This is a genomic window from Nostoc sp. (assembly GCF_036917095.1).
Taxonomy (GTDB): domain Bacteria; phylum Cyanobacteriota; class Cyanobacteriia; order Cyanobacteriales; family Nostocaceae; genus Nostoc.
On record NZ_JBALFH010000020.1, the window covers coordinates 47920 to 74841 of the forward strand.

General features: G+C 41.1%; 24 protein-coding genes and 1 pseudogene. 16 read left to right on the forward strand and 9 right to left on the reverse strand.

The window, feature by feature from the left end; translation table 11 throughout:
• Positions 1-268 precede the first annotated feature (268 nt).
• The 4 genes from V7L01_RS08285 to V7L01_RS08300 all read left to right on the forward strand — a co-directional run bounded on the left by V7L01_RS08285 (position 269) and on the right by V7L01_RS08300 (position 5258).
• A complete protein-coding gene (locus tag V7L01_RS08285) occupies positions 269-682 on the forward strand; it encodes a GPW/gp25 family protein (protein ID WP_335034171.1) in 414 nt (137 codons plus the stop codon).
• Positions 679-2880 carry a putative baseplate assembly protein gene (locus V7L01_RS08290; RefSeq protein WP_335033622.1) on the forward strand — a complete coding sequence of 734 codons (2202 nt, stop codon included), beginning with the start codon at positions 679-681 and terminating at the stop codon, positions 2878-2880. Before V7L01_RS08285 ends, V7L01_RS08290 begins: the two co-directional genes overlap by 4 nt.
• An 89-nt stretch (positions 2881-2969) precedes the next feature.
• Positions 2970-3998: a phage tail protein gene (locus V7L01_RS08295; RefSeq protein WP_335033624.1), complete on the forward strand. Its 1029-nt coding sequence runs from the start codon at positions 2970-2972 to the stop codon at positions 3996-3998.
• A 60-nt stretch (positions 3999-4058) separates the two neighbouring features.
• Complete coding sequence (locus tag V7L01_RS08300) at positions 4059-5258, forward strand: DUF4159 domain-containing protein (protein WP_335033626.1); 1200 nt, start codon at positions 4059-4061, stop codon at positions 5256-5258.
• Positions 5259-5485: 227 nt separating this feature from the next.
• Here the strand turns inward: V7L01_RS08300 and V7L01_RS08305 are convergent, their stop codons facing one another.
• The 4 genes from V7L01_RS08305 to V7L01_RS08320 form a co-directional block, all read right to left on the reverse strand.
• Complete coding sequence (locus V7L01_RS08305) at positions 5486-5845, reverse strand: type II toxin-antitoxin system PemK/MazF family toxin (RefSeq protein WP_335033627.1); 360 nt, start codon at positions 5843-5845, stop codon at positions 5486-5488.
• Complete coding sequence (gene mazE, locus V7L01_RS08310; RefSeq protein ID WP_335033629.1) at positions 5832-6062, reverse strand: type II toxin-antitoxin system MazE family antitoxin; 231 nt, start codon at positions 6060-6062, stop codon at positions 5832-5834. The genes V7L01_RS08305 and mazE overlap by 14 nt, the downstream gene beginning before the upstream one ends.
• Before the next feature lie 162 nt (positions 6063-6224).
• The gene (locus tag V7L01_RS08315) at positions 6225-7019 is read right to left on the reverse strand and encodes a Tab2/Atab2 family RNA-binding protein (RefSeq protein ID WP_335033631.1); all 795 of its coding nucleotides are present in this window, start codon (positions 7017-7019) and stop codon (positions 6225-6227) included.
• Between the two features lie 287 nt (positions 7020-7306).
• Positions 7307-8140, reverse strand: a complete 834-nt coding sequence (locus V7L01_RS08320) for an ice-binding family protein (protein ID WP_335033633.1) — start codon at positions 8138-8140, stop codon at positions 7307-7309.
• Positions 8141-8264: 124 nt separating this feature from the next.
• On the opposite strand from V7L01_RS08320, the pseudogene V7L01_RS35410 reads away from it, so the two are divergent.
• Positions 8265-8342, forward strand: a pseudogene (locus V7L01_RS35410) (ribbon-helix-helix domain-containing protein); the annotation flags it as partial.
• A 131-nt stretch (positions 8343-8473) separates the two neighbouring features.
• Here the strand turns inward: V7L01_RS35410 and V7L01_RS08325 are convergent.
• Together V7L01_RS08325 and pheT are read right to left on the reverse strand one after the other, a co-directional pair.
• Positions 8474-8743, reverse strand: a complete 270-nt coding sequence (locus tag V7L01_RS08325; protein ID WP_335033635.1) for a YciI family protein — start codon at positions 8741-8743, stop codon at positions 8474-8476.
• Between the two features lie 105 nt (positions 8744-8848).
• The gene (gene pheT, locus V7L01_RS08330; protein WP_335033637.1) at positions 8849-11299 is read right to left on the reverse strand and encodes a phenylalanine--tRNA ligase subunit beta; all 2451 of its coding nucleotides are present in this window, start codon (positions 11297-11299) and stop codon (positions 8849-8851) included.
• A gap of 61 nt (positions 11300-11360) precedes the next feature.
• Between pheT and V7L01_RS08335 the strand changes: the two genes are divergently transcribed.
• Together V7L01_RS08335 and V7L01_RS08340 are read left to right on the forward strand one after the other, a co-directional pair.
• Positions 11361-11510, forward strand: a complete 150-nt coding sequence (locus V7L01_RS08335; protein ID WP_335033639.1) for a hypothetical protein — start codon at positions 11361-11363, stop codon at positions 11508-11510.
• Between the two features lie 49 nt (positions 11511-11559).
• Positions 11560-12228: a leucine-rich repeat domain-containing protein gene (locus tag V7L01_RS08340; RefSeq protein WP_335033640.1), complete on the forward strand. Its 669-nt coding sequence runs from the start codon at positions 11560-11562 to the stop codon at positions 12226-12228.
• A gap of 212 nt (positions 12229-12440) precedes the next feature.
• Here the strand turns inward: V7L01_RS08340 and V7L01_RS08345 are convergent, their stop codons facing one another.
• Genes V7L01_RS08345 through V7L01_RS08355 form a run of 3 tightly spaced genes read right to left on the reverse strand, consistent with a single transcriptional unit; the run spans position 12441 to position 14469 of the window.
• Positions 12441-12641, reverse strand: coding sequence for a type II toxin-antitoxin system VapB family antitoxin (locus tag V7L01_RS08345; RefSeq protein WP_322645460.1), 201 nt, complete (start codon positions 12639-12641; stop codon positions 12441-12443).
• Between the two features lie 32 nt (positions 12642-12673).
• Positions 12674-13036: a response regulator transcription factor gene (locus tag V7L01_RS08350; RefSeq protein WP_335033644.1), complete on the reverse strand. Its 363-nt coding sequence runs from the start codon at positions 13034-13036 to the stop codon at positions 12674-12676.
• A gap of 47 nt (positions 13037-13083) precedes the next feature.
• A complete protein-coding gene (locus tag V7L01_RS08355) occupies positions 13084-14469 on the reverse strand; it encodes a response regulator (RefSeq protein ID WP_335033646.1) in 1386 nt (461 codons plus the stop codon).
• Positions 14470-15220: 751 nt separating this feature from the next.
• Here V7L01_RS08355 and V7L01_RS08360 point away from each other — a divergent pair.
• The 9 genes from V7L01_RS08360 to V7L01_RS08400 all read left to right on the forward strand — a co-directional run bounded on the left by V7L01_RS08360 (position 15221) and on the right by V7L01_RS08400 (position 26884).
• On the forward strand, positions 15221-15895 hold the full coding sequence (locus tag V7L01_RS08360; protein ID WP_322719917.1) for a vWA domain-containing protein: 675 nt from the start codon (positions 15221-15223) through the stop codon (positions 15893-15895).
• Between the two features lie 52 nt (positions 15896-15947).
• Complete coding sequence (locus V7L01_RS08365) at positions 15948-16730, forward strand: PP2C family serine/threonine-protein phosphatase (protein WP_335033648.1); 783 nt, start codon at positions 15948-15950, stop codon at positions 16728-16730.
• Between the two features lie 55 nt (positions 16731-16785).
• The gene (locus tag V7L01_RS08370; RefSeq protein ID WP_335033650.1) at positions 16786-18954 is read left to right on the forward strand and encodes a tetratricopeptide repeat protein; all 2169 of its coding nucleotides are present in this window, start codon (positions 16786-16788) and stop codon (positions 18952-18954) included.
• 687 nt (positions 18955-19641) lie between these two features.
• Positions 19642-20415 (forward strand): glucose-1-phosphate cytidylyltransferase, encoded by a 774-nt coding sequence (gene rfbF, locus V7L01_RS08375; protein ID WP_335033651.1) that lies wholly within the window; start codon positions 19642-19644, stop codon positions 20413-20415.
• A gap of 97 nt (positions 20416-20512) precedes the next feature.
• The gene (lhgO, locus tag V7L01_RS08380) at positions 20513-21727 is read left to right on the forward strand and encodes an L-2-hydroxyglutarate oxidase (RefSeq protein ID WP_335033653.1); all 1215 of its coding nucleotides are present in this window, start codon (positions 20513-20515) and stop codon (positions 21725-21727) included.
• Between the two features lie 433 nt (positions 21728-22160).
• Positions 22161-23189 carry an NAD-dependent epimerase/dehydratase family protein gene (locus V7L01_RS08385; protein ID WP_335033655.1) on the forward strand — a complete coding sequence of 343 codons (1029 nt, stop codon included), beginning with the start codon at positions 22161-22163 and terminating at the stop codon, positions 23187-23189.
• 207 nt (positions 23190-23396) lie between these two features.
• Complete coding sequence (locus V7L01_RS08390; RefSeq protein WP_335033657.1) at positions 23397-24665, forward strand: class I SAM-dependent methyltransferase; 1269 nt, start codon at positions 23397-23399, stop codon at positions 24663-24665.
• A gap of 174 nt (positions 24666-24839) precedes the next feature.
• The gene (locus V7L01_RS08395) at positions 24840-25784 is read left to right on the forward strand and encodes a glycosyltransferase family 2 protein (RefSeq protein WP_335033658.1); all 945 of its coding nucleotides are present in this window, start codon (positions 24840-24842) and stop codon (positions 25782-25784) included.
• A gap of 92 nt (positions 25785-25876) precedes the next feature.
• Positions 25877-26884: a glycosyltransferase family 2 protein gene (locus V7L01_RS08400; RefSeq protein WP_335033660.1), complete on the forward strand. Its 1008-nt coding sequence runs from the start codon at positions 25877-25879 to the stop codon at positions 26882-26884.
• The last annotated feature ends 38 nt before the right edge of the window (positions 26885-26922 follow it).

The window sequence follows — 26922 nt, forward strand, 5'->3', positions numbered from 1 at the left end:
CGTGACAAAATGGAGATTTCGCCTACTCCCCAGATAGACTCCCCAGATAAGCAATTTGCTAGAGTGAAGCTGAAGCCCAAAATCACAATTGCTGACCACTTTGCAGTGATAGAAGATCCACTTGAAATCTTTTTTAGTTTTTATTAGTAAATAAGATTCGTTCGCCCTGCCCCCTGCCTCTTCAACCTCGACCTTTGGCGAATAGGCTTAAACCTTCTGTGCCGATATCTTTGAAGATATCCATGTAACAGCTGTCTAAGTGCCAAATATGGTTTATGGTGAGCAAAGAGACTATTTAGGGACAGGTTTGGCTTATCCACTGCATTTAAGTGTGCAAGGTGGGATACAACTTAGTCGTGAAGAGCAAAAAGTTAAAGAATCTATTTGGATTATCCTCCGCACTGGAGTGGGTGAGCGGGTTTATCGACCTACGTTTGGATCTCGCTTGTCAGAACTGGCGTTTGCAACCTTGAATAGCGAGACTCTACTGCGAATCCGGCTTTATGTCTTAGAAGCTTTAGAAGTTTGGGAACCACGCATTATTATCGATGAAGTTCTGACCGATCCTGACCCCGTGCGTGGCAGAGTGGATATCATCATCAATTATCGACTCAAAGACGGCCCCGATATTTATAGCTTTGTTTATCCTTATTATTTGGTTTCAGGTGGGGAGGAATCGTGAACTTTGACTTTTTACCGAAATTACCTTCTTCTAACTTAGACGATCGCGCCTTTGATGATTTGGTGGAAGAATGTATTATGCGTATTCCTCGCTACTGTCCAGAATGGACAGACCATAACCTCAGCGATCCAGGGATTACGCTAATTGAGTTATTTGCTTGGTTAACTGACCAGATGTTGCTCAGATTTAACCAAGTACCTCGAAAAAATTATGTAGCTTTTCTAGAATTACTGGGTATTCGTCTCCACCCTCCCGCCCCAGCCCGCACGGAATTAACTTTTTATTTAAGCGCTGCACTGCCTGAAACCTTTACTATTCCGGCAGGATTAGAAGCCTCAACTATCCAAACTGAAACCACAGAAGCTATCACTTTTAGTACAGATTATCCTTTAATTATCGGCACACCCCGGATACAACACTTCCTAACTGCCCAAACCGCCGAAGACATTCCCCAATCTCTGCGAGAAAGAGTCACAAGTTCGTGGACTCGTCAGCCTAACGGTTTCTGGACAGGCAATGAATTATCGATATTTGAAGAGGAACCCCAGCCTGGTAACTGCTTTTATTTAGCGATCGCTTCTGACGATCCTTTAGATGGTAATGTTCTAGATATTACTTTTCAAGGAGCCGCAGCTACGCCTGCTGGTATTAACCCCAATCAACCGCCTCGGAAGTGGGAAGCCTGGGATGGAGAACATTGGCAACCAGTTTTATTGCAAGAGTCAGATGATGACACTCGCGGTTTCAGTTTTTACGAACTTGCGGAAGAGGGTGTTAACCCGTCTCAAGGAGCAGATGTCCGTCTGCATTTACCGCAAAATTGGCCTGTTACCAACTTTACCTCTTACCGGGGTCGCTGGCTACGCTGTACCTTTACTGTCACAGAAACAAATCAATCTGGTTACAATCGTCCACCACGAATTACTGGTTTAGCAGTGCAGTCAATGGGTGGTACGGTACGGGCTAGTCACAGTACTTTCATTCAAGATGAGCGTCTAGGAATCAGTGATGGTAAACCTGGACAGACTTTTGAATTACAAAGCATACCGATTTTAGAACGCAAAGAAAATGAATATATCTTAGTTACTCCTGCTGGTGGGTTGCCTCAGAAGTGGACTGAGGTGAGAGATTTTGCTGATTCCGGGCCGCATCACTTTCATTACACCATCGATTCGATCGCTGGTACAATCCAATTTGGGCCGCTGATTCGAGAACCTAGCCAACTTAAACAGCAAACACAAGTGCGAACGCGAATCCAGCAACCATCACAAAACGACACATCTGTACAAGTTAGTACTCTGGAAAACAACCAGTCTCAACACCAGTACGGCGCAATTCCTCCCCGTGACTCAGAGATTAAAATGGTTGCTTATCGTACAGGCGGTGGTAGAGAAGGCAATGTTCAAGCTGGGACAATCCAGTTTTTGAAGTCTGCATATCCATATATTGCTAGTGTCATAAATCATGTACCAGCAATCAATGGTGCGGATGCTGAATCACTGGAGCAAGCTGTAATCAAAGCTCCCCGTATCCTCCGCACGCGCGATCGCGCTGTCACTGCCGAAGATTTTGAAGTTTTAGCTCAACAAGCAGGCGCAGGTGCGATCGCTCGCGTCCGCTGTTTGCCAGCGAATTCTCAAAGACAAGCTGGTATAGTTAGTTTGCTGATAGTTCCCTATGCAAACACAGATGCGATCGCTCAAGGCGATGGCATGGCACCAGAACAATTTGCCCTTAGTAATGCACTCCAAGAGCAAATTTTGAGTTACTTAGATGAAAGACGGTTATTAGGGGTACAAATAGAATTAGAAGAACCGAATTACGTAGGAGTTTCTGTACAGGCAGAAGTTGCTTTAGAGCCTACCTATGATAACCCTTTTGCCAGAGAAGAAATTCTTCGGAATTTAAAGCGATCGCTGTATAAATATTTAAATCCATTAACTGGAGGAATCGACGCCAAAGGTTGGCCATTTGGGCGACCCCTTTATACATCGGATATTGTAGTCTTGTTGCAACAAACTCCAGGCGTGCGTCATTTAGGCCCGGTCTTGCTGTTTCCTATCCGCAAGCAAGGAGAAAATTGGCGACGACAACCATCGCCAGAACAGCTGATTGACCCAGGATCGGAAGGTTTGATATGTTCTTGGGCTGATACAAATCTGCGTTCTAATCACGATATTCAGATCCTTAATCGCTGATTAGTCATTTGTCATTTGTCATTGGTTATTTGCAAACAACAAGCGACAAAGGACAAACCCATTTACATTTAGTAATCAGGAAAGAAGCTATGGTTCAAAGTCGCTCTAGTCCATCTGTACGCATTCAATTAACGCCAATGCAAATTCCCGAAGCTTTACCTGTGGCAGGTTTAGCTTTTGCAAATGCGACTATGGATGTAGCTGGACGTAGTTTACTCTTGCATCCTGGGCATCCCAGCGAGATGATTGTGCAAGTACAAAACTTAGAACAGCGTCCTTTGCGGGTGAGCTTGAGCGTTGAGGGAAACTTTCCGTCCCAGTGGTGTCAGATTGGCACAGAAGGCAGCGAGATACCGCCTCGCGGACAAATGGATGCTGTCCTCTACTTCTTAATTCCCGACACATTTTTTGAAGACCAAGAAGCGATTTCCCCTGGAAAAAAAGACAAACTAACTCTCAATTTTCGCAGCCTAATTACTCTACATATAGACCCAGGCACTGACAACGAACAAATCGAGAGAAGCGAGTATTTCGATTTATATATCCGTCCCTACACTGCCTACATGGAGTTCTTGCCAATTTTGTATCGGGAAGTAGACTTTATTGGTCGCTTCATGAAGATATTTGAGCAAGCTTTTCAACCAATCGTTGATAGTTACAATGTCATGTGGGCAAACCTCGATCCTTTGACAGCACCGCAAGCATTACTACCCTTTATGGCTCATTGGGTTGCTTGGCAAGTAGATTCTGTTTGGGATCTTCAGCAACAGCGGCGTTTAATTCGCCGGGCTGTAGAACTTTATCGCTGGCGGGGAACTCGTAAAGGATTGCGTCTCTATTTACATCTTTATACTGGTTTACCTCTAGACGAAGATTTACCGAATGAAGCTGATAAACATATTAGTATTACAGAACCTTTTGGCCCAAGTTTCATTATAGGAGGCGCACAATTAGGAAATGCAGTTTTAGCAGGTGGGCAACCATATCATTTTATAGTGCGTTTGCGTTCAAATATTTCTAGTGGCATCATCAACGAACAACTTATCCAAAGAATCATAGAACAAGAAAAACCTGCTTTTTGCACCTATGAATTATCTATCGAACAGCCTCCTAATTAAATAAAATCCCAAATTGAATAGCTAGTATTATTAATTCCAAATCTAAAATCCAAAAATGCTATGTCCCATCCTTTCCCACCCCCACCAATTAAATCTTTTGAACGCCTGCAAGCCGCAGACGGGTTACTAATCAATGCGGAACGCTGGCGCACAGCCCATGATTACCACCGGAATCGGCAAAATGCTCAATATCAAAGTTTAAATCAACCAGGAATTGTCTGCGGTTTAGGCATCCGAGATGTGGCTGCCCCAAGCCAAGTAGAAGCTAGATATCGAGATGGACGTTGGGTGCAAATTCAGCCTGGTATTGCAATTGATTTAGCAGGTAATCTAATTGTTGTACCGACTTCTTATGATTTTCCTATCGATCTAGAAGTAGCAAGTTCAGAACCACTCACGATCTACTTAGTAGTTAGCTATGTAGACCCTGATGAATTGCGGCGCGGACAGCAAAGAGATGTTGTTCAAGAAACTTATCGAATTGACCAAATAAACTCTACACCAGCTAGTTCAGAAATAGAAATATGCCGCATACTCCTGCAACCAGGACATACTGAAATTAACCAACCTGCGGATGCTTTCTTTCCTGGATATAACAATATTGATTTGCGTTATCGCCGTCAAGCACAAATGCGTCCCCAAGCACTTGTGTGTATGGCGCAGGCGAATCATAGCGATCCAGAATGTGCGCGTAATTTTTTCAGCCTTTCGTATTTGTTACAAGCAGTAGAACCTTTATATCCTAGTTTGCGAGGGGCTGATGAACCAGGCCAGGTTTCTTTAGGAGAAAATATCCAAGACTATGACATACTTTATCTAACAGGTGGACAGGCTATTTCTTTAAATAGTCTTGAATTTGAATCTTTAAAAAATTACTTAAATTTAGGTGGTGTGCTTTTTGTTGATGCACCAACAAATGCTAATCTTCTGATTGAGAGTACTCAAGCATTGGCACAACAGTTAGAAAGTCCTTTAAGACCTTTAGAAGAATTACAACGGAGTCATCCTTTAAGGACAAAACCTTTCTTATTTGCTGCCTTGCCAATGGTTAATCAACAGCAGATTAAACTATTAATTGGGGGAGGAATTATTTTAGGTATTGGTGATTTAGCAACTGCTTGGGGACTGGATAGAGATTTGAGTTTACCCAGATTGACTATTCGTACAGCTCAGGAACTCGGAATTAATATTCTTCACTATGCTTGGAAGCGGCGACAGTTGATAGGCTTGCAACAGGAAGATAATTCAGGGCAGTGGTGAAAGGCAACTTAGTGAGGTGGGCATTACTTTAAATAATATTGCACCTATTCCAGATTTTTTTGGCAATACCTACCCTATGATATCGAGCGATCGCTTTCGCCTCACTTTACAGCTATTTTCAGGTAAATAGACCACGCGGTAGGGGCGCAAGGCCTTGCGCCCCTACGACAGGTGTGGTTCAAATACATGATTTCTGCTGTAATCTCTATTTGTATTCCCTAACACCCCTAAACCACAAATCCCAGAACTACATTTAAAGCTGTACGAATAAGTTCCCAGTATTCTGACTCCAGCACACCCACCAAACCCAAAATACGACTATGGTCAACAGCACGAATTTGCCCAACATCTATAAAACGGTCTTGGTCTAGTCCATTATTTGGTGTTGCTTTCACATTTACAACATAAGGGGCTTGTTTACTTCCGGGCCGAAATGGCATGACAATTGTCAGCAACCCATACTGATTCATGATGTCATTTTGCACAATTAAGCAAGCGCGGATTTTTTTTGCTTCAGCCCCCATTGTTGGTTCAAGATTCACCCAACGTATTTCTCCTCGCCGATAAGTTAAATTACTCCCTGGCATTTATGCCATCCCCAACAACACTATCCCAAGCAGCAATTTCAGCTTGAAATTCTGGATCTTCAGCATCCTGCTTCAGGGCTGCAATCATTTCTGCTGCCAAAATTTGGCGGCGGTGTTCTGCCAACAGTGTATTGATGTATGCACTACGGTTACCCTCTGCATACCGATCTACAAATTGCAAAATGTCTTCTTCTAAGGTAATTGTGACTTTGAGCATCTATATTACTTTTTAGTATTACTATTTAGTATGATTTTATCATCATACTAAAATTTGCCAAGTTTATATACCTTACTTACCTACATAGGCACGTTAGACATCGGCTTCGCCTCACTTTTTAGCTATAGTAATTAAGCGGACAAATATTTTTGGCAATCAATATCAATCTTCTGCCCGCAACAACCAAAAGCCGCTATAAGTCATCCCGGAATCATCAGGTTGAACTAACAAAAAATGCAATCCACGGCTTTGTTGTTTCCGTTGTTCAAATGTTTGGGCTGCTGTTGTAACTTCTGGATCTTCAAATGTGGCAACAATCCACCTATCTACCAAGCCAGCCTCTAATACTAAGCCATCTGGTGCGCCAGATATGTAATTCAAGCCTACAGGACGGGCTTGCTGCAACCACCGGGCTAGGCGCATCGATTGCCGTCCCCCATAAATTATCACACCTGGGACGGGGACTGTTGACGCTAAACCCAAATTGATGGGTTTAAGATGTTCTGGGATGTGCAAAATGGGAATGGGGCGATCGCTAAATCTCGTTTCTACATCACTAGCAGTTAAACTTGCAAAACGCCATTGTTCTCCCCAGAGGTTTTCTGGTAATGGTGCTGGGGGTGGTTTATCCAGCGTTGAGGGATATTGCTTTTCTTGTAACCACTGCTTTAACGCCAAGGTGTGGCGGGTAGGTTCGACATTAATACTTAAGTTGCGTCCAGCCGCTTCAATTAAGCTTAAAGACTGAGGACGAAACACCTGAATTACATCTGGCAATTTTTCACCAGCAGCTAGCTCAAGTTGAGTCGCAACCCAATTAGAATTTGCTGCTGACTGGAGACAAGCGGCTTCATACTTAAAGCTGCGAGTTGCGTCACAAATCAACAACTCCCATAAAATTTGTCCAGACGCATCTTGTGAGGGACGACGATAAAAATCAACCTGCCAAATTTTCATAAGTGGGGAATGGGGCATTCATGAGAGTTTAAGATAAAGTGCATTTTATCAATCAGTTAAAATACTCAAAACAGTCTTAATAAGAATGATAATCGGCTATGGGGAGAGGGGGATGAGGCGAACGTTGCTCGCCTCATCCCCCTCTATTTAATTATTATTATGCTTTTGGTAAAATACTGGTAACATTTTAAACAGATAAGTCTGATTAACAATTCGGGGCCTATCTTTTTCTACCATAGATTGCTACACTCTTTGCCAATCAAGTATTTCAAAAAACTATTTGCAACCTACCACCCTTTTCTAAATCTTTTGTTGAAGGCGAATAATAGACCCACCATCCCAGAGCCGATAACACCAAGTGATGAGTCAGGTTCTGGAACCTGTGCTGCTACTTCCTGTGGCTTTGTATAGCAGGTGCTGGAGACCTTGTTGGTATCCATCGTCACGGCACCATTTTGCGCCAAGGCTCTACCGCAGTCAATGTTTACGCCAGTAGTCAGGGTGATGCTCGTGAGCGCTAGAATATTTCCCATGAACTGAGTGTAGGTTCCGAGAGTCGCGGAGCTGCCGATCTGGAAAAACACATTGGGAGCTTCACCGTTGGTTGTGACAACAGACGAGTTGCTTGCGGTGGTGAGCGTGCTGGCTATCTGGAAAACGAAGAGCGCATTGGGGTCGCCTAGATTGTCGAGCGTGAGTTTTCCTGTCAACTGAGCCGATGAGCTAAAAGAATAGACGCCAGGTGTGAGCGTCATTCCACCCAGATCCAGACCAGTCAACTCCTTAGTGGGACTCAATTTTGCTAAATAATTGTACGCACTTGCGTTATCCAGTTGAGCCTGAGCCGCAACTGCATCAGATGTGAATATCCCTCCGTTCACGACCCCGACCGCTGGAGAAAAGCCAGTGGCTGAAGAACCTGCGTTGACACCCAGAGATTGCATGATGACGGACGGGCCGGTATTAGTCACCGTCGAGCCACCCAAGACTCCGAAGTCATTCGCCGTTCCCAGCAGAGAACCGGCTTTTGCTGGAGCTTGAAAACTGGAGAATGCCACGATTCCCAAGAGTATTGCGTACTTGTAGTTCATTTTGAACATTAAATTTTTAAGTGTTGTCACTTATTGGTAGGCTGTCTTAACAAGTACAAGTGTGCTTGACCTCAAAGAAAAAAATTGTGTTTTATTTAACCTTTACACAATCTTTAGGGTTGTATAAAGGCGGGATGAATTTGCACTTGACAAAGACCGAAGTAGTCAAGGATTGCTGGCAGAAGCTTTAAATGATTTATTTGAAAAATATGGCAGGAGTCCGATTGCTTAAGCTTGCACAAAAAATTAAATAGATTTTTATGCAGTATTAGTTGACTTGGGAGACGCGGTAGCTGATAAATTAGCTTTACCATTTGACAAAAGTCTATTTACCTTAACCTGTCAAGAATGCCCCATACCAATTTAAAAAGCCTGAATCCATTCTTTGACAGAATATTCAGTCCAGATGCCATTTTTCCAGTAAGGATCGTTTTCAATCAACTGGCGCACAGTGGCTTCGTCTTCGGCTTCGTAAATCCCAAAAATTTTTGTAACATCCTTGGTGGGGCCGATGGTAATCAGCACACCGGATTCTTTCTGTTTTGCTAATCCGTCTAAATGAGCTTCACGGTGGGGGGCGCGTTTTTCGAGAACGTCTTCGCAGTAAGTTCCCCAGAGTACATATTTAGGCATGGTTAAGACTATTTTGGATTTTGGATTTTAGATTTTAGATTTTGCAGGCTGTGCATCGGGGAGTGAGGAATTATTAATTTCTCACTCTTAGCAAATGACAAATGACTAACTTCTCAAGTTCACGCCGAATTTTTCCACTAAAGCTTCGCGGACTTTATTGTGTACTGGTTCGACTTCTGCCTCAGTCAAAGTGCGATCGCTAGCCCGATAAATTAAGCGGAATGCTAAACTCCGCTGTCCTTCGGGGACATTTTCGCCGCGATATTCATCAAATAATTCCACCGATTCGAGCAAATCTTTACCAGCTTTGGTAATTACTTTTTCAATTTCGGAAACTGAGATTTTCACGGGTGCGAAAAAGGCGATGTCGCGATCGCTAGCTGGATAGGTAGAATAAGGCTGGAATGTTGGCACAAGAACTTCATCTTCTCCCAGAGAATCTAAAAGCACATCTAGATTCAACTGGAAAACATAAACGGAATCTGGTAAGCCTTTTTCTCGTCGCAGTTGGGGATGGAGTTGCCCAAAAATCCCCAGTCTGTTACCCCGAATCCACAGGGAAGCGGTGCGTCCTGGATGTAAGCGATCGTCGCGGCGATCGGGTTGAAATTCGATTTGCAAGCTAAGTTGCCGAAATACACTTTCTAAAATGCCTTTGGCTTCAAACCAGGTGATGGGTTCTTCGCGTCCACTTTTTGACCATTTGCCTAAAGTGCGATCGCCTCCCACAATCCCAGCGAGGGTTTCTGTTTCTTGCAAACCGTCTTCTTCTTGCCAGAAAATCTGCCCGATTTCAAAGCCGTTCAAAGCACCATTACCCTGCTCTAAATTGTATTGAAAGGCATCAACCAGCCCAGATATCAAATCGGTTCGCAGCGCTGAATATTCGACAAATAAGGGGTTTGACAGTACTATATTTCTGTCTTCTCCTGGTTTGACTAAAGAATAGTGGATTAATTCTGTCAACCCTTCAGCCCGAAGGAAAGCTCGTAATTTGCGAATCAATTCCTCATCTAAAGGCAGATAACCAGCTTCTGCTTTTTCTGGTAAGGTATCGCAGAATTTGTTGTAGCCATAGAGTCGGGCGATTTCTTCAATTAAATCAATTTCTCGCTCTAAGTCGCGGTAACGATAGGGTGGAACAGAAACTGACCACGTAGGTTGATGGTTCGTATCTTCTCCTGAAGGAGTCAATTGACATCCCAATGCAGTCAGGATGCGCTCAACATCTTGTCCTTGGAGTTCGCCTGTGTCCTCTTCTAAATCGATTGGCCCCAATATCTGATTAACTCGTTCTAAACGCAGGGCGATAGAACGACTCCAAGTAGAAGGATCGGGGCGAGTGTCGGCAATTTCCTGCTGGACAAGAATTCCGCTAGCTAATTCGCTAATTAAGGATAAGGCGCGGCGATTAGCTATTTCCAACTCAGCCCGGTTAACTCCCCGTTCGTATCTGCCAGAAGCTTCACTTCTTAACCCAACACTCCGGGAAGAACGGCGAATTGCTACGGAATCAAATAACGCCGCTTCTAAAACTAGGCTTTGAGTCCCTTGATGGACTTCCGTTTCTTCCCCACCCATGACTCCCGCCAGTGCAACGGGTTTCTCGTTGGCGGTAATTAACAAATTTTGGGATGCTAAGGTGCGAGTTTGTCCATCCAGGGTTTTGAGGGATTCTCCAGCAGTGGCGAAGCGGACGCCGATGGTTAAATTTTCGCTACTTGCAACTGATTTTAGGCGATCGCAATCAAAGGCGTGTAGTGGCTGTCCCCATTCCAACAAAACGTAGTTAGTAATATCCACAACATTACTAATGGGACGGACTCCAGCAGCCCGCAAACGCTGTTGCAACCATTCGGGAGATGGAGCGATTTTAACCTGTTCAATTACCGTACCGATGTATGCAGGACAAGCTTGGGTATCGGCAATTTTTAAAGCTAAATTTCCGGCACTTTTGGTAATTGATACTTCACCAGGTTCAGGAATGCTCAACTTTCCACCAGTCAATGCTGCTACTTCTCGTGCTACGCCTACCATACTCAGAGCATCAGCGCGATTAGCAGTTGCCGTGAGGTCTAAAATTACATCATCTAAACCCAACAACGGCCGCACATCACTACCCAATGGTAAATTTTCCTGGGTAAAAATATGAATTCCATCGACATCGGTGGGCAAACCGAGTTCCTTTAAAGAACAAATCATGCCCTGAGAAGGGACACCACGCAGTTTTGCAGGTTTAATTTTTAAATCGATGTTGGGTAAGTAAGTTCCCGTAGTTGCCACTGGCACATAGATATCTGCCTTCACATTGGCAGCGCCACAGACAATATTTAAAGTCTCACCTGCACCGATATCGACTTGGCAAACACTCAATTTATCGGCGTTGGGATGGGGTTGACGCTCAAGCACTTTGCCGATAACCACGCCATTTGCCCAAGTGCGGCGGTCTTCAATCTCTTCTACCTCAAACCCCGCCATTGTCAGGGTTTCGGCTAATTCTTCTGGAGTAAGTTTTATCTCTACTAGTTCGCGCAGCCAATTTAGAGAAATACGCATGGAATGTGCTTGTTTTAGGAATCGTCTTTTGCTCTCATTTTAGGGTGCCTGCTAGCGATCGATGGCTACTCGTTCCGCAAGGCTTACCCTTTCACTTGAACAATCCTACTACGTTAGGCTGGCAGAACAATATCGCTTTTTTACTTTATCTTTACATTTTGTGCGATCGCCCCTAGTAAACCGCGACACTTCTAGATTAAAAATTATGTAGCTTGTGAATGCAGGTCACTTTGTTCCACCTAAATCTACGGAGAATTTTTATGAGTTCTTTGCACACTCTAGAAGAACTTGAGCAAATTATTGAAAACGATAGAAAGTACGGTAGTTTGACAGAACTTCAGATTTATGATTATCGTCAACTTGAGTATCTACCTGAAACTATCGGCAATCTTATAAGTTTAAGCGATCTAGATATTTGTGATTGTTGGAGACTTAAAGAAGTACCAGAAACTATCGGCAACTTGAAATATCTTAAGAAACTACAAATTAGGGGTTGTATGGGTAGTCTTGATTGTTTTGATAAACTTCCCGATACTATTGGAGAACTTAAATCTTTGACCTACCTTAACATTCACGAAACTGCGCTACAGTTATTGCCTGATACAATTGGGAATCTCGATAACCTGGAATACTTAGAGATTAGTAGCAATTGGCAGTTGCACCAATTACCCGATACCATTGGTAAGTTGAAAAAATTAAAAAAATTTAATCTTAAAGGAAATGATAAATTAACGTCTTTGCCAGAAAGTATTGGTGAATTGGAAAGTCTTCACTACCTAAATATAAGTAGCAACGCTTTAGAATATTTACCAAAAACCATTGGTAGGTTACAAAATATTCGATACATAAATGCTGATGAAAATTTTTTCCGATCCTTGCCAGAAAGCATTTGCAATTTAAAACTGCTCAAGGATAATATATATAAATAATAATCCCAAATATTGAAATTTTCTACGATTTATGTATGCGAGTAAGTAACCTACTACAAACAATTGAGCATGAAAAATCAGCGGTTTTTAACCCACGGAGGTGGGTTTTGTCTGTGTAGCCGCGACTTCTAGTCGCCAAGGCTAGTAATAAATTAGACTTTTAAAACATCCTCTGAGAGCTAAAGACCAGACTCAAGTATCAACAATGACTTTCATCGACTCCGACGCTGTTGCTTGTAGTCATAATCATCGTCATATTCAATCATGCCAAATAGCTCCAGAATTTTCAGTTGCTTTCGACGTTGCACATACTCTCGTAATGCCTCTTCAACAACCGCGTCCTTAGTTGGATGACCACCAAGTTCGAGAGCTTCCTTAATTAAGTTTTCGTCAATTTCTAGATTAGTAGCCATGTACTGACTCTTTTAATTACGAATTACCTCTCTCACTCTACAAGAGATTTGAGCGCATTTAGTAATTGCTGTTTAGTAAAAGGCTTAGTTAAATAAACCTTTGCACCTTGTCGCATTCCCCAAATCCTATCAATCGGCTGATTTTTAGAACTACAAATAATAATTGGGACTTTTTGAGTTACTGGATTTTTTTTCAGTTGGCGACAGAATTCAAATCCGCTAATTTCTGGCATTACCACATCAGTAATAATCGCATCCAGACGATGATTTATTGCTTTGCTCATCCCATCTTTGGCATCACTAGCTTTAATTACTGTGTGTCCACTGTCTCTTAAAAAACTATTGATTAATTCCAACTGAGAAGGAGCATCTTCAACAACTAAAACTGTAGCCATATTTATTTATCCTCACTAGCTCAAAGTCGTTAGATTTTGTGGTTAATTCAAGCCAAATGCATGAAGACTATCTTTAGCAACTCGGTACGGGTAAACGGTTTAGTCAGATATCCAGATGCCCCTACCAATTTCGCTTTTACTTTGTCTATAATTCCTTTACTCCCTGTGACAAAAATGATGGGGGTATGCTTAAAAATGGAATTATTTCGTATAATCCGACACAACTCATAACCATCGATTCCTAGCATGTTTAAATCCAGCAAAATTAAGTCCGGTTTGTGCCTTATAATTGATAAAACTGCTTTTAGTGGGTCGTTGATAGTCACTACAGAAAAATTTTCATTTTCTAAGAAATAGCTAATTTCTTTGAGAATTGTGGGGCTATCATCTACAGAAACAATTTTCTGGACTTTTTGTGCCGTTACAGTAGCAGCCGTTACTCTTTGGGAAGCAGGATTTATGTTATTTGATATTGTTGGTTCCTGAAAGCTTTCTTTGGGAGGATCGGAAATCTGAGGTAATGGTTGAACAGGAGCTATATTCTCTTCAGAAATCTCTGGATAAAAGTTGACGGTGTTATTTAGTTTTTCTTTGGAATCAACTAACTCTGTAATTAATTTTGAGAAAAGCGAGCGCTCTTGAAATATTTTTGGTAATTTATCAAATGGCGGATCGGGTTCATGCAAGATAATCCCACCCTTAAGTATGTAAGGGTATAAACTGCGAGCCAGTTGGATTTCATCTTGATTCAAAATTGCAGCCAGATGACACAGGCTGAAACCCTTCATCCAATTAGTTAAATCTGGCTGAAGATTTGGTAAATCTTTTTCCTCAAGTTTGCTGTTAATCAATAGGTATGGACGTTGATATGGAGATGAAATTTGGGGAACAAAAGCCTGCCAATTTTGTAATCTTAGTTGGCAGCGTTCGAGAATTTTGTCTACATCTAGCCTACAAATTTTTGGCATTTTACTAAGTGGTTCTGTTAATTCATAATTACCTTCTTTGATTAGCAAAAATGATTCTATCACCTCTTTAACTAATTCTTGAATCAATACTGCTGCTTGTGTAGAATGTAGATGTTGTTGACTAACAAGCCAAGATATAGCCTGATACTCAGGAGGGTGGCTTCTGGAATTGCTCTCATCTTCGATTAACTGACTGTGTGAGTCAGATTCAAACATCAGGCGTACTTGAACGCGAATCTCACTGGTAAGCAGAGGAATTTGATGGCTGAGACGACGTAAATGACGTTCTAACCGATCGAATGGTTCCACTGAATGGGTAGCGTAGGTTATTTTTCCCTGTTCTAGGTAAATCGACCAAGAAACTGAGTTACTCAATGCTTGTAAACAAGTGCTGTCGGAGCAATTGGATAACTGTCTTAACAAACTTAGAGGACGTAGTTTGGCGAACGTACCTGAATTATTCATATTTTTTAAGTTTTTTTGCGGAATCAACAACCGAATATTTGTAAAGTGAAATTATGAGCTATGAAGTATTCTCTTCTTTGTAATATTTCTCTACGCACAAATTATTTTTTTTAAAATATGTATATATATTAAAATTTATAATTTTTTTACTTGCCTGTTACATTTAGCACGTTCTACTTAAACTATCTCAAAAAACAAGTAAGTGGGTATGAATAAAGGTAAACACTTATCATCGCTACACTATCAGTAGATGTTGGTTATTTCTAGATTTTACTCACTACTGACAACTATTGGTTGAAGAACCTAATAATGACGTTTATTTATGCCCACTCATTTAAACAGGCAAATTTGATTCAAAGTTCGCGCAGTTACACTGGTATACTTCTAAAGCTAACGATCTTAATTATGGTTAATCACTTTTCTATAAAGGAACGATTTTCCTACATAAAATCTTTAAAAACTTATATAGGAAAGTTTACGTATTTATTGTACTGTAGGTTTAAGGGATATAAGTTTTTGGTAGATACATTACAACAGGTAATGCTGAGTTTTGATAAACTCTTTTTTGCTAAACTAAGCTGTATTCAAGTTCTTCTTAAATATATAGTGAACTTCATGAAAATAATTTGTTTAATAAAGATTAGAGCATCTACCACTAGATACTATATTCTGTAATCGCCTCGGCGACTGGAATTATATACTCTGAGAAAAGGGAAATAAAGCTTTGAACTTTAACATAACACAAAAAGTTATGCATGATACATTAAGACTTGATGAAGTAGTAGAATTTGCTGAGAACCCAGAACCTCGTTGTCCTTGCGTACTCTTGCTAGACACATCTGGCTCGATGCAAGGAGATCCGATTGAGGCTTTAAATCAGGGTTTACTAAGTTTAAAGGATGAATTAGTTAAAAATTCTTTAGCTGCAAGACGGGTGGAAGTGGCGATCGTAACTTTTGATAGTAATATCAATGTAGTACAAGACTTTGTGACTGCCGATCAATTCAATCCCCCTATTTTGACAGCGCAGGGCTTGACTACGATGGGTGCAGGAATTCATAAAGCTTTAGACATAATTCAAGAGCGTAAATCTCAGTATCGTGCCAATGGTATTGCTTACTATCGTCCTTGGGTATTCATGATTACCGATGGAGAACCACAAGGCGAGTTAGAGCATGTGGTAGAGCAAGCAGCCCAGCGCTTACAGGGAGATGAAGCCAACAAGCGTGTAGCATTTTTTACAGTTGGTGTAGAAAATGCGAACATGACGCGTTTAAATCAAATAACTGTACGTACCCCCCTGAAGCTGAAAGGATTAAATTTTATCGAAATGTTTGTCTGGCTGTCAACTAGTATGTCAGCTGTTTCCCATTCGCAGGTGGACGAACAGGTAGCACTACCGCCGATTGGTTGGGGGACTGTTTAATTAAAGATCGCAGCTTGATGTTTACACAGCTAGCTGTTGGAAAAAAAAATCTATGAACATATCAAAACAGATTGCTCAATGGCGGATTGTGGCTGCGTCTGTATGTGGTACAAGTCACTTAAAAAACAAGCAGTTATGTCAGGATGCTCATCACTGGCAGATATTGTCAGATAATGTTTTAGTGGCGGCCGCAGCAGATGGCGCGGGTTCTGCTAGTCTTGGGAAAGTGGGAGCGATGGTTGCTGTGGAGACAGCAATAGAAAACATATCCACCAAAGGACTTACCCAAAAAACTTTGACTGATGATGCCTATGTGCGATCGCTTTTAAATGATGCCATGCTAGCTGCCAAAAAAGCTGTGGAAGATGAGGCGGCCAGTTGTGACAAACAGCCTCAAGATTTAGCAACTACCTTAATCATGACGATCGCCACACCAGAAGTTGTGGCTGTGGCACAGATAGGTGATGGTTTGGCAGTGGCAAAAGATGGCATGGGCAACCTTCTGGCACTGACTATGCCTGACAGCGGCGAATACATTAACGTCACCACTTTTTTAACTTCGCCTAATGCCTTAGATACAGCGCAGATGAGAGTCTGGCGTACAGACATAGTAAATGTTGGTATCATCACCGACGGACTACAAATGCTGGCTTTGAATATGGTTGTTGGAGAACCTCACAAACCCTTCTTTTTTCCACTGTTTGAATTCGTAGCCAATGCCGAGGATAAGACAGAAGCGAAGGATCAGTTGGTAAAATTTTTACGCTCAGAGCGGATTACGCAACGCACTGATGATGATTTGACACTCATTATAGCTGCATTCAACAACTCATAAGCAAAAAATTTACAGGTTTCACATCTTAAATAACTCCGTTAGCGGTAATTTCATTATGCAGGTACTACGTTGTTCCCCTAGAAAAGAAATCCTCAGCCTCAATGTCAGTTTGGGGCGTGGCGGCGAAGCTTGTGTTTATGCAGTGCCATCCGATGACAACTTGGTGGCGAAGATTTATCATAAACCCACGACTGCCCATGCTGATAAACTCCAAGCGATGCTTGCCAACCCGCCAGAAAACCCTACGGCGAGTTTGGGGCATATCTCTATCGCTTGGCCAGAGGATTTATTACGGGCGGCAGATGGCAAAAATAGCATCCTGGGCTTTTTGATGCCACGTATTCAGGGGATGCGCCCAATCATCGACTTTTACAACCCCAGAACCCGTCGCCAACACTGCCCCCTATTCAACTATCAGTACCTGCTCCGCACGGCTCGAAACCTGGCGGCAGCTTTTGCAGCTTTGCACGCTAGTGGATATTGCATTGGTGATGTGAACGAGTCAAATATCCTCGTCAGTGACACAGCACTGGTGACTTTGATAGACACAGACTCTTTCCAAGTCCTCGACCCAAACAACAATGTTGTTTATCGCTGCCCAGTAGGTAAACCAGAGTTTACCCCACCGGAACTACAGAATAAAACTTTTGCCCAACACGATCGCGAAATTTCTCACGATTTATTTGGGTTAGCGGTGCTGGTATTTCAACTCTTAATGGAAGGCACCCACCCATTTTCGGGGATTTTTCAAGGCGCTATTGAGCCACCACCCTACGAAGCCCGCATTGCATCGGGTCACTTCACCTACAGTCAAAAGCGGCACGTACCCTACCTGCCTACACCCATTGCCCCCCCTTGGGAAATTCTCCATCCCAGCTTACAAGAACTATTTGTCCGTTGTTTTGAAGAGGGTCACAACAACCCACAGTTGCGCCCCAATGCCCAGACTTGGCTCTCAGCAATAGCTGAAGCTGAAGATTCCCTGATTACCTGCACGACAAATCCCCAGCATCGCTACAACAACCACATGCGTAGCTGTCCGTGGTGCGAACGGACTGTACGATTAGGCGGACGCGACCCCTTCCCATCACATCGGGCTATAGAAGCTAGAGAACATCTCCAACCGCGAATCAAACCGAAAAAGCACTACACCCAGACACCGCGTTATCCACAGCGAACCATGTCATCGCACCTAGCTAATTATTGGCAGCCAGTAATTACCCCAAGCGGTGCATCTTATAAACCTGCTAAGAAGTCAAAATTGTACCCGATTCTTTTTTGCTTATTGGGTTTTGGTTTATTGGGATATGCGGATGTAATGATTAAATTTACTCAGCCGTTGGTTTCCCAAAATGCTTACACTCAACAAGCGTTGAAGTCACGCCAGACAAGTAACAAACTTAGCTTCGCTGATTACTATCAGCAAGGTTATACAGCTTACAAACAGCGAGACTATGAAAAAGCAATTGCCAACTTTACCGGAGCAATTGAACAAGAACCTGCACATGCCAGAGCGATTGTAAATCGTGGCAATGCCCGCTATAACCTGAAAGACTACGAAGGAGCAGTTGCAGATTATAGCCAAGCTCTCCAAATCAACCCCAATCAAACCAAAGCTCTTGTAAATCGGGGCAATGCCCGCTATATGCTCGCTGAATATAGCAACGATCCTGATACAGAGTATAATCTAGCGATCGCTGATTATAATCGCGCCATTGGTCTGGATAATAATGAAATCGAAGCTTATATCAGACGGGGGATTGTCCTCGGTCAAATGGCTAAATACAGCGGTGAATCTCAACAAGCTTACAAAAAAGCGATCGCAGATTTTACTCAAGCGATAAAACTTAATGTATCCAAAGCAGAAGCTTACTTTCAGCGGGGTGTTATCTATTATCAAATTGCTCAATATAGCAGCAATTACGAGCAAGAATATAATCAAGCGATCGCTGATTTTAACCAAGCATTAACTATTAGCCCCAAACTAGCAAAAGTGTACCTCAAACGAGGCATGGTTCGCTATGAACTTGCACAATATGGCGGTAGTCAATCTAACAAAAACCAGACGAAAGCTGTCGAAGATATACAGGCATCTGCCAAAATCTTCCTTGAGCAAGATGATATGGATAACTATCAGCAAGCACTCAGTAACATGTGTGTAGTCGTAGAAAACAAATGCGATCCTTTATTCAACAGTTCAAGTAATGTGGAAAAAACTAACTAAGAGGATGTTTGTAAAGTCTAATTTCTTACTTGCGTGAGCGAATATAATTCGTAACTACACGAGACTTAACCGGGAGCATCTCACTTTCGTAAAAATATATCTAGCCCTGGCGAATAGAATTCACGGCTATACAGACAAAACCCACCTCCGTGGGTTTCCAATTTCTTGAGTCCGCGCAGGCGGACTTGGTTTGTGTAGCCGCGATTTCTAATCGCCAAGTATATTTGCAAAGGTGAGATGCTCCCACTTAACCTGCTTCCGCAGGTTAAGAAAGTTTTGAATTAGCATGATTTCCACCGAGGTGGATTTGCTTGCGTAGTAGCGAATTATATTCACCCAATACTTTTCAAACATCCTCTAAAAAGTAAGTAAGTTTTGTTACTGGCGTGTATTTTTTTTAATTAAAAAATCAAGCATGACTAGGGTTAGCTGACGCTAATCCTAGTTCTTTTATCGGTAAAATTTTTATTGAGTTGAGTAATATATTTTCCTATTTATAGATATTCATAGAGCTTTTATATAGAAAAGATTTTAATTTATATTTCCTTCATAATTTTGCCAGAAATTATAGTTAGATTATGGACGGAGAAAAACAAAACAGAAATCAATTTTTCTCTATCCAAGTGCATCCTCTTCATCTCGAAAAAGTCAAATAAGAATATCCCTACAAATCTCCGAGGTAATTGCATGAAAGCGGTGATTTTGGCTGGAGGGCTTGGTACACGCCTCAGTGAAGAAACCAGTATCAGACCCAAGCCGATGGTTGAGATTGGTGGTAAGCCAATTCTTTGGCACATAATGAAAACTTACTCTGCTCACGGCATTAATGACTTCATTATTTGTTGTGGTTACAAAGGTTACATAATTAAAGAGTATTTTGCTAACTACTTCTTACACATGTCAGATGTTACTTTTGACATGCGCTTTAACCAGATGAACGTGCATTCTGGTTATGCTGAACCCTGGCGTGTCACTTTAGTGAATACGGGTGATAGTACAATGACAGGCGGACGCTTAAAGCGAATCAGCGAACATCTTGGTAATGAAACTTTTTGCTTTACTTATGGTGATGGTGTAAGTGATATTAATATCACCGAGCTAGTTAAATTCCATAAACAACAAAATACCTTAGGAACACTCACAGCCGTTCAACCAGCCGGACGTTTTGGAGCCATTTCCTTAGGATATGAGCAAACTAAAATCACCAGCTTTCGAGAAAAACCGGAAGGTGATGGAGCTTGGATTAATGGTGGTTATTTTGTGCTAGAACCAGAAGTAATCAATTTGATTGCTGATGATTCTACGGTGTGGGAGCAAGAGCCATTAGAAAAGCTAGCTGATATGGAACAGCTGTCTGCTTTCAAACATCAGGGTTTTTGGCAACCGATGGATACTTTACGCGATAAAAACTATCTAGAGGGGCTATGGAATAACGCTCAGGCTCCTTGGAAAGTTTGGTAAGAGAAGAGTTATAAGTCATGAGTCAGGAGTTAAATGACAAATGACGCATGACAAATGACTTTATAGATTTACAGTAATTTCAACTAGAATAATACTAATGTATGATTTTGCGATTATCGGTGGGGGAATAGTTGGACTCTCAACGGCGTTGGCTTTAGGAAAACGCTATCCCAATGCCCGTATTTTAGTACTAGAAAAAGAGAGCCAATGGGCATTTCACCAAACCGGCAATAATAGCGGGGTGATTCATTCTGGTATTTACTACAAGCCAGGGAGTTTCAAAGCTAAATTTTGTAGTGATGGTTCTCGCTCAATGGTAGAATTCTGTCAAGAGTATGGAATTGACCATGAAGTTTGTGGTAAGGTAATTGTTGCAACTGAAGAACAAGAGCTACCACGCTTAGAAAATCTCTACAAACGCGGCTTAGACAATGGGATAAAAGTCCAGAGAATTAGCCCCGAAGAAGTTAAAGAAATTGAACCTCATGTAAGATGTGTAGGTGGAATTCGCGTATTTTCAACTGGTATTGTTAATTACAAGCAAGTTTGTCTCAAATATGCCCAGCTAATTCAAGAGCAGGGTGGGGACTTACACCTCAATACAAAAGTTCTGAAAATTTCCCCAAGCGGTAAAAATCAGGTACTGCAAACAAACAAAGGTAGCTTTGAAACACGCTTTGTAATTAATTGTACTGGATTGCATAGCGATCGCACTGCCAAATTAGGTCAAGTTGAACCCCAAGCAAAAATAGTCCCATTCCGGGGAGAATACTACGAACTCACCCCAGAAAAACGCTATCTGGTCAAGACTCTAATCTACCCAGTTCCCAATCCAGATTTTCCGTTCTTGGGTGTCCACTTTACCCGGATGATTGATGGTAGCGTCCATGCAGGGCCAAACGCGGTTCTGTCGCTCAAACGTGAAGGTTACAAAAAAACTGACTTTGACTTACGGGATTTTCTTGAAGTCATTACCTATCCCGGTTTTTGGAAATTAGCAGCCAAACACGCTGACGAAGGCATCCAAGAAATCATTCGTTCCTTTAGCAAAGCAGCCTTCACCAGAAGTTTGCAAAAACTAATTCCCGAAGTGCAAGCAGAAGACTTAGTTCCCACCCATGCAGGAGTCCGCGCTCAAGCCTTAATGAACGATGGCAAGCTTGTAGACGACTTTTTGATTGTTTCCGGTCAAAACTCCATTCATGTTTGCAATGCTCCTTCTCCTGCGGCCACATCTTCTCTCGAAATTGGCAAAGCGCTTGTGGCAGAAATTCCCCAGTTCTCGCATCTAAACAGTGCAGTAATTGCATAGATAGCATAGTTATTACTTCCGGGCTGCTGAATTTAAGGATGAATCTTGTATGGTGGGCATCTTTGCCTGCCTGAAAATATAAGGGACGGGTTAGATACCCATCCCACAATAAAAAAGTGTAGTGCATCAATTAAGAACCGCTATAGAGTGCTGCTACCCAATGGGTTAGTCGGCAAACTATGTAATGACTGTTAGCCGAGTTATATATAGCGCTTCTAGCTTGAACCTAACCCCCAACCCCTTCCCTACAAGGGAATGGGAGTAAGATTCAAAGCCTCTCTCCTCTTAAGAGAGAGGAATGAAAGTGAGGACTATCTATTGCATACAAACGAAAAAGCGGTTCCCTGTTGGATGCAACACCATTTAGGGCGAACATCTGTGCGCCCCTACTAAACGAAGAATTTAACTCATCAATACAAAGGCATTAACCAAAATGAAAATATTAGTAACTGGAACAGAAGGCTATCTTGGTTCGTTATTACCCCCTCTGTTAATTGAACGGGGACATGAAGTTATCGGTCTAGATACTGGTTTTTATAAAGTTGGTTGGCTGTACAACGCTAATGGGGTGACACCGAAAACCCTCAATAAAGATATCCGCAACATCACCCCTGAAGATTTGGAAGGTGTTGAAGCAATAGTTCACATGGCGGAACTCTCCAACGACCCAGCCGGACAATTAGCACCCAATATTACCTACGAAATTAATCATGTAGGTTCAGTTCGTCTAGCTAGCCTAGCTAAAGCTATGGGTGTGCGTCGTTTTGTATATATGTCTTCGTGCAGTGTCTACGGTGTTGCTACCGCAGGTGATGTCACAGAAGAATCCCCAATTAATCCCCAAACAGCCTACGCAGAATGCAAAACTCTCGTAGAAAGAGATGTCACACCACTCGCTGATGATGACTTCTCTCCCACCTTTATGCGGAATGCTACAGCCTTTGGTGCTTCTCCCAGGATGCGCTTTGATATTGTTTTAAACAACTTAGCAGGCTTGGCATGGACTAGTAAACAAATCAAAATGACCAGTGATGGTACACCTTGGCGTCCATTAGTCCACGCACTGGATATTTGCAAAGCAATAGTCTGCACCTTGGAAGCACCACGGGACATTGTACATAACCAAATCTTCAACGTGGGAGATACAGCAAACAACTATCGCGTTAAAGAAATCGCGGAAATTATTGCTGATATTTTCCCAGATTGTAAATTGTCCTTTGGTGACAACGGCTCAGATAACCGTAGCTATCGGGTATCGTTCGAGAAAATCAACACAATCCTACCTGGATTTAAGTGTGATTGGAATGCCCGACTTGGTGCCCAGCAGTTATTTGATTTATTCAGCCAAATACACATGGCTGAAGATACTTTCTTGTTTAGAGGATTTACCCGCTTAAAACAACTAGAGTATCTAATTCGCACCGAGCAAATTGACAAAGATTTCTTTTGGAATAAAAAGTAACTAGAGTTTGCTAGTAGTGCGTAAATAATTTAATTATCTAAATTATTCGTAGTTTATGCTTTAAGTCTAAAGTGCAAACTACGAATACATTAAATCAAAAATTACACACTATTAGCACCACAAAAATATCAATTATTCCGAAAACAATAATATTTGTTTCGGACTTATCCCATCTATCAAATTATTTGTAATTAGTGAGTTAAGTTTATGGCGATCGCAAAATGTCGTTTCAGTGGTCAACCTCTGCACCAAACCTTTATCGATCTAGGAATGTCACCTTTAGCCAATGCTTATCTGAGGGCAGAACAGCTAAATAATGCAGAAAAATTTTATCCTCTCCACGCTTATGTCTCTGAAGACACACTCTTAGTTCAATTAGAACAATTTGAAACTCCAGATCATATTTTTAGCGACTATGCTTATTTCTCTTCATACTCAGTAAGTTGGCTAAAACATGCCAAAGCTTACACCGATATGATGGTAGAAAAGTTTGGCTTTAATCATCATAACCAAGTTATTGAAATTGCCAGTAATGACGGCTACTTGCTACAATATTTTTTAGAGAAAGGAATCCCTGTTTTAGGAATAGAACCAGCAGCAAATATCGCCAAGGTTGCTGAAGCCAGAGGCATTCCTAGTATCAACAAGTTTTTTGGAGTTGAAACTGCGAAGGAACTCGTGATACAAGGAAAACAAGCTGACCTTTTGATAGGTAATAATGTTTTAGCTCATGTACCGGATCTAAACGATTTCATCGCTGGAATGAAACTCATCCTCAAACCTAATGGTATTTTGACGATGGAGTTTCCTCATATTTTACAACTTATTCAGCAAAATCAGTTTGATACCATTTATCACGAGCATTTTTCTTACTTCTCATTCCTCACTATCGAAAAAATTTTTACAGCGCATAAATTGCAACTTTTTGATGTAGAAGAATTATCGACTCATGGCGGTTCACTAAGAATTTATGCCAAACATAACCACGTTGTTAATCACAGTATCAGCGACCGAGTTAACTATCTAAAAGCAAAAGAAATTGCTGCTGGACTGCATCGGATAGAGACTTATATTACATTTGCCGAAAAGGTCAAAGAAACGAAGCGCAAGCTATTAAATTTTCTCTTGAGGGCTAAAGCAGAAGGTAAATCAATTGCTGGTTATGGTGCACCAGCTAAAGGTAATACATTGCTCAATTACTGTGGGATTGGTAAAGATTTTATCGATTACACAGTAGATTGCAATCCCTACAAGCAAGGTTTATTTTTACCTGGAACTCATATTCCTATTTTTGAACCAGACAAAATCCGCGAAACTAAACCAGATTATGTCCTAATTTTACCTTGGAATCTCAAAGAAGAAATTATGGAACAAATGGCATTTATTGGCGATTGGGGCGGACAGTTTTTAGTACCAATTCCTGAAGTAAAAATTTATCCAACTCCTGTTCCGGATAGGCTTTTAATTGCGTCGTAATTACTAGATATAAGCACCTTAACGCCTTTTATTACTAATTTTATGATTGTGCTGATAACAAAAATGAAAAGTAATTAAAAGGCGCACACCCTATAAATATTTTGATGCCGAAGCACAAAATTTTATTAAACCAGCTTGTTAATAGTGATTATTAAGTATGAATTTGAGTTTAATATGAATAAATTGCTAACCATTTCTATTCCTACATTTAATCGTGCCCAGCTTCTAGATAAACAACTTACTTGGTTAGCTAAAGCTATTAAAGGCTTTGAGTTTGACTGCGAAATATTTATTTCTGATAATGCTTCTACGGATAATACCCAAGAAATAATTAAAAAGTGGCAGCTAATTCTCAATGATGTTACATTCACGTCTAATAAAAATAGCGAAAATATCGGGGTAATGGGTAATATTGCTTGTTGCTTAAAAGCCCCAACTAGTAAATATATTTGGACAATTGGCGATGATGACCCAATTCAGGACAGAACCCTAGATTATGTGTTAACAACACTAAAAAAGCATTCAGATTTAGCGCTATTATTTTTAAACTTTTCTGGTCGCCAAAAACGAACAGGTCAACTTGTTGTAGAACGCTGGTTAAATAGCGATAATGACGAACCGAGAGTTGATGGTAAAGCTGTATTCCAAGGTTATCTGAACGAAAATTTTGGTGGTGTACTGTTTATATCAGCAGCAATTTATCGCACAGATATAGTACAACAAGCTTTACAAAAGTGGCCATCTGCTACTAGTAATTGGGCATCTCAAGCATATTGGACTGGCTTTTGTGCAGCTCATGGAAGTGTCATGGTTACTAAAGATACTTATTTAGAGTGTACTATGGGTGCTAGCCTTTTGGATCTCGATCCAACATGGAACTTTAGAATGCGATATGCTTACATACCTGAAGTTTATATAAAACTACTAGGGGTAGGATATCCTCAGAAATTTTGTCAGGAAATGATTTGGCAGAATTTCCAACAAAAAACTGACTTGAAAATCTTATTAGGTGCTTTAAAACGTTGGCCTTTCTTGACAATAAAGATATTTATTCCTTACTTACGTTTATTAAGTCTATCAGCTTGGGCAATTTTTTCCACACAACAAGCTAGAGAATAGCCTATATTTTAGTGTGTTAATTACCCAGCTATTCTTAACACCAAATATTACCAGTAACTTCTCATATACCAATTTAATTACTCTTTCTTGCCATGTATAAATTACTGACCATTGCTATACCGACTTATAATCGTGCTGAGTTACTTGATAAACAGTTAGCATGGCTGACTCAAGCTATTAAAGGTTTTGAAGATGACTGTGAAATTTTAGTTTCTGATAATTGTTCGACAGATAATACTCAGGAGACGATCCAAAAATGGCAATTAGCACTTAGCAATATCACATTTAAATCAAATAAAAACCCTAAAAATTTAGGCGTTGTCAAAAATATTATGTATTGCCTAAATTCTACAACAACAAAATATGTTTGGACAATTGGTGATGATGACCCAATTCAAGATAGAGCCATTGCTTATGTGATTAGCAAACTCAAGCAGCATGAAAATTTATCATTATTATTCCTCAACTTTTCCGGTCGTAACCAAATTACTGGCGAACCAGTTCATCCACCCACAATTATTGGTAATCGTTGGTTTGATATAGATAGTGAAGATGGCGATGGTGATGGTAAAGCTATATTTGAACATTGTTTCTCAAAAAGTGTCGGCGCAGTTATTTTTCTGACTGCTACAGTCTACCGTACTGACCTAGTAAAACGCGCTCTACAAAATTGGCAAGATGCTGAGAATAACTGGATATCTTTAGCATATTTAGCCGGGTATTGTGCTGCTAATGGCAGTGTAATTGTCACTAAAGAAACTTATTTAGAATGTGTTGTTGGCGTGAGTTATTGGCAGAAAGAACCCAAATCTGCACTGTTAATGCAATACAAACACATACCCGAAGTGATTTTGAAATTGGAGAAGAGTGGATATTCTAAGCAGTTTTGCAGACGGATGCTTTTGCAGAATGGTAAAGAAGTCAACTTGAAAGTTTTCTTAGGTGCTTTAAGAAGATGGCCTATGTCCGCCATCAAGACAGTAATTCCATTTTTGGCTTTAGTCAGTTTGTGTGCTTTTGATGTGATGGTTTCTAAAGAGTTCGGGTTACCAGAATCAAGTGAAATCCCTACTCAAGAAATGCAGAGCTATAAGCCATAAACTACTAAATTACTGATAAATATACATCAAAAATAGAA

Excerpts from the sequence above, each read along its gene's own strand:
- V7L01_RS08285 (WP_335034171.1), top strand. The coding sequence starts at position 269 with ATGGTTTATGGTGAGCAAAGAGACTATTTAGGGACAGGTTTGGCTTAT.
- V7L01_RS08295 (WP_335033624.1), top strand. The coding sequence starts at position 2,970 with ATGGTTCAAAGTCGCTCTAGTCCATCTGTACGCATTCAATTAACGCCA.
- V7L01_RS08300 (WP_335033626.1), top strand. The coding sequence starts at position 4,059 with ATGTCCCATCCTTTCCCACCCCCACCAATTAAATCTTTTGAACGCCTG.
- V7L01_RS08305 (WP_335033627.1), bottom strand. The coding sequence starts at position 5,845 with ATGCCAGGGAGTAATTTAACTTATCGGCGAGGAGAAATACGTTGGGTG.
- mazE (WP_335033629.1), bottom strand. The coding sequence starts at position 6,062 with ATGCTCAAAGTCACAATTACCTTAGAAGAAGACATTTTGCAATTTGTA.
- V7L01_RS08315 (WP_335033631.1), bottom strand. The coding sequence starts at position 7,019 with ATGAAAATTTGGCAGGTTGATTTTTATCGTCGTCCCTCACAAGATGCG.
- V7L01_RS08325 (WP_335033635.1), bottom strand. The coding sequence starts at position 8,743 with ATGCCTAAATATGTACTCTGGGGAACTTACTGCGAAGACGTTCTCGAA.
- pheT (WP_335033637.1), bottom strand. The coding sequence starts at position 11,299 with ATGCGTATTTCTCTAAATTGGCTGCGCGAACTAGTAGAGATAAAACTT.
- V7L01_RS08335 (WP_335033639.1), top strand. The coding sequence starts at position 11,361 with ATGGCTACTCGTTCCGCAAGGCTTACCCTTTCACTTGAACAATCCTAC.
- V7L01_RS08340 (WP_335033640.1), top strand. The coding sequence starts at position 11,560 with ATGAGTTCTTTGCACACTCTAGAAGAACTTGAGCAAATTATTGAAAAC.
- V7L01_RS08345 (WP_322645460.1), bottom strand. The coding sequence starts at position 12,641 with ATGGCTACTAATCTAGAAATTGACGAAAACTTAATTAAGGAAGCTCTC.
- V7L01_RS08350 (WP_335033644.1), bottom strand. The coding sequence starts at position 13,036 with ATGGCTACAGTTTTAGTTGTTGAAGATGCTCCTTCTCAGTTGGAATTA.
- V7L01_RS08355 (WP_335033646.1), bottom strand. The coding sequence starts at position 14,469 with ATGAATAATTCAGGTACGTTCGCCAAACTACGTCCTCTAAGTTTGTTA.
- V7L01_RS08360 (WP_322719917.1), top strand. The coding sequence starts at position 15,221 with ATGCATGATACATTAAGACTTGATGAAGTAGTAGAATTTGCTGAGAAC.
- V7L01_RS08365 (WP_335033648.1), top strand. The coding sequence starts at position 15,948 with ATGAACATATCAAAACAGATTGCTCAATGGCGGATTGTGGCTGCGTCT.
- V7L01_RS08370 (WP_335033650.1), top strand. The coding sequence starts at position 16,786 with ATGCAGGTACTACGTTGTTCCCCTAGAAAAGAAATCCTCAGCCTCAAT.
- rfbF (WP_335033651.1), top strand. The coding sequence starts at position 19,642 with ATGAAAGCGGTGATTTTGGCTGGAGGGCTTGGTACACGCCTCAGTGAA.
- lhgO (WP_335033653.1), top strand. The coding sequence starts at position 20,513 with ATGTATGATTTTGCGATTATCGGTGGGGGAATAGTTGGACTCTCAACG.
- V7L01_RS08385 (WP_335033655.1), top strand. The coding sequence starts at position 22,161 with ATGAAAATATTAGTAACTGGAACAGAAGGCTATCTTGGTTCGTTATTA.
- V7L01_RS08390 (WP_335033657.1), top strand. The coding sequence starts at position 23,397 with ATGGCGATCGCAAAATGTCGTTTCAGTGGTCAACCTCTGCACCAAACC.
- V7L01_RS08395 (WP_335033658.1), top strand. The coding sequence starts at position 24,840 with ATGAATAAATTGCTAACCATTTCTATTCCTACATTTAATCGTGCCCAG.
- V7L01_RS08400 (WP_335033660.1), top strand. The coding sequence starts at position 25,877 with ATGTATAAATTACTGACCATTGCTATACCGACTTATAATCGTGCTGAG.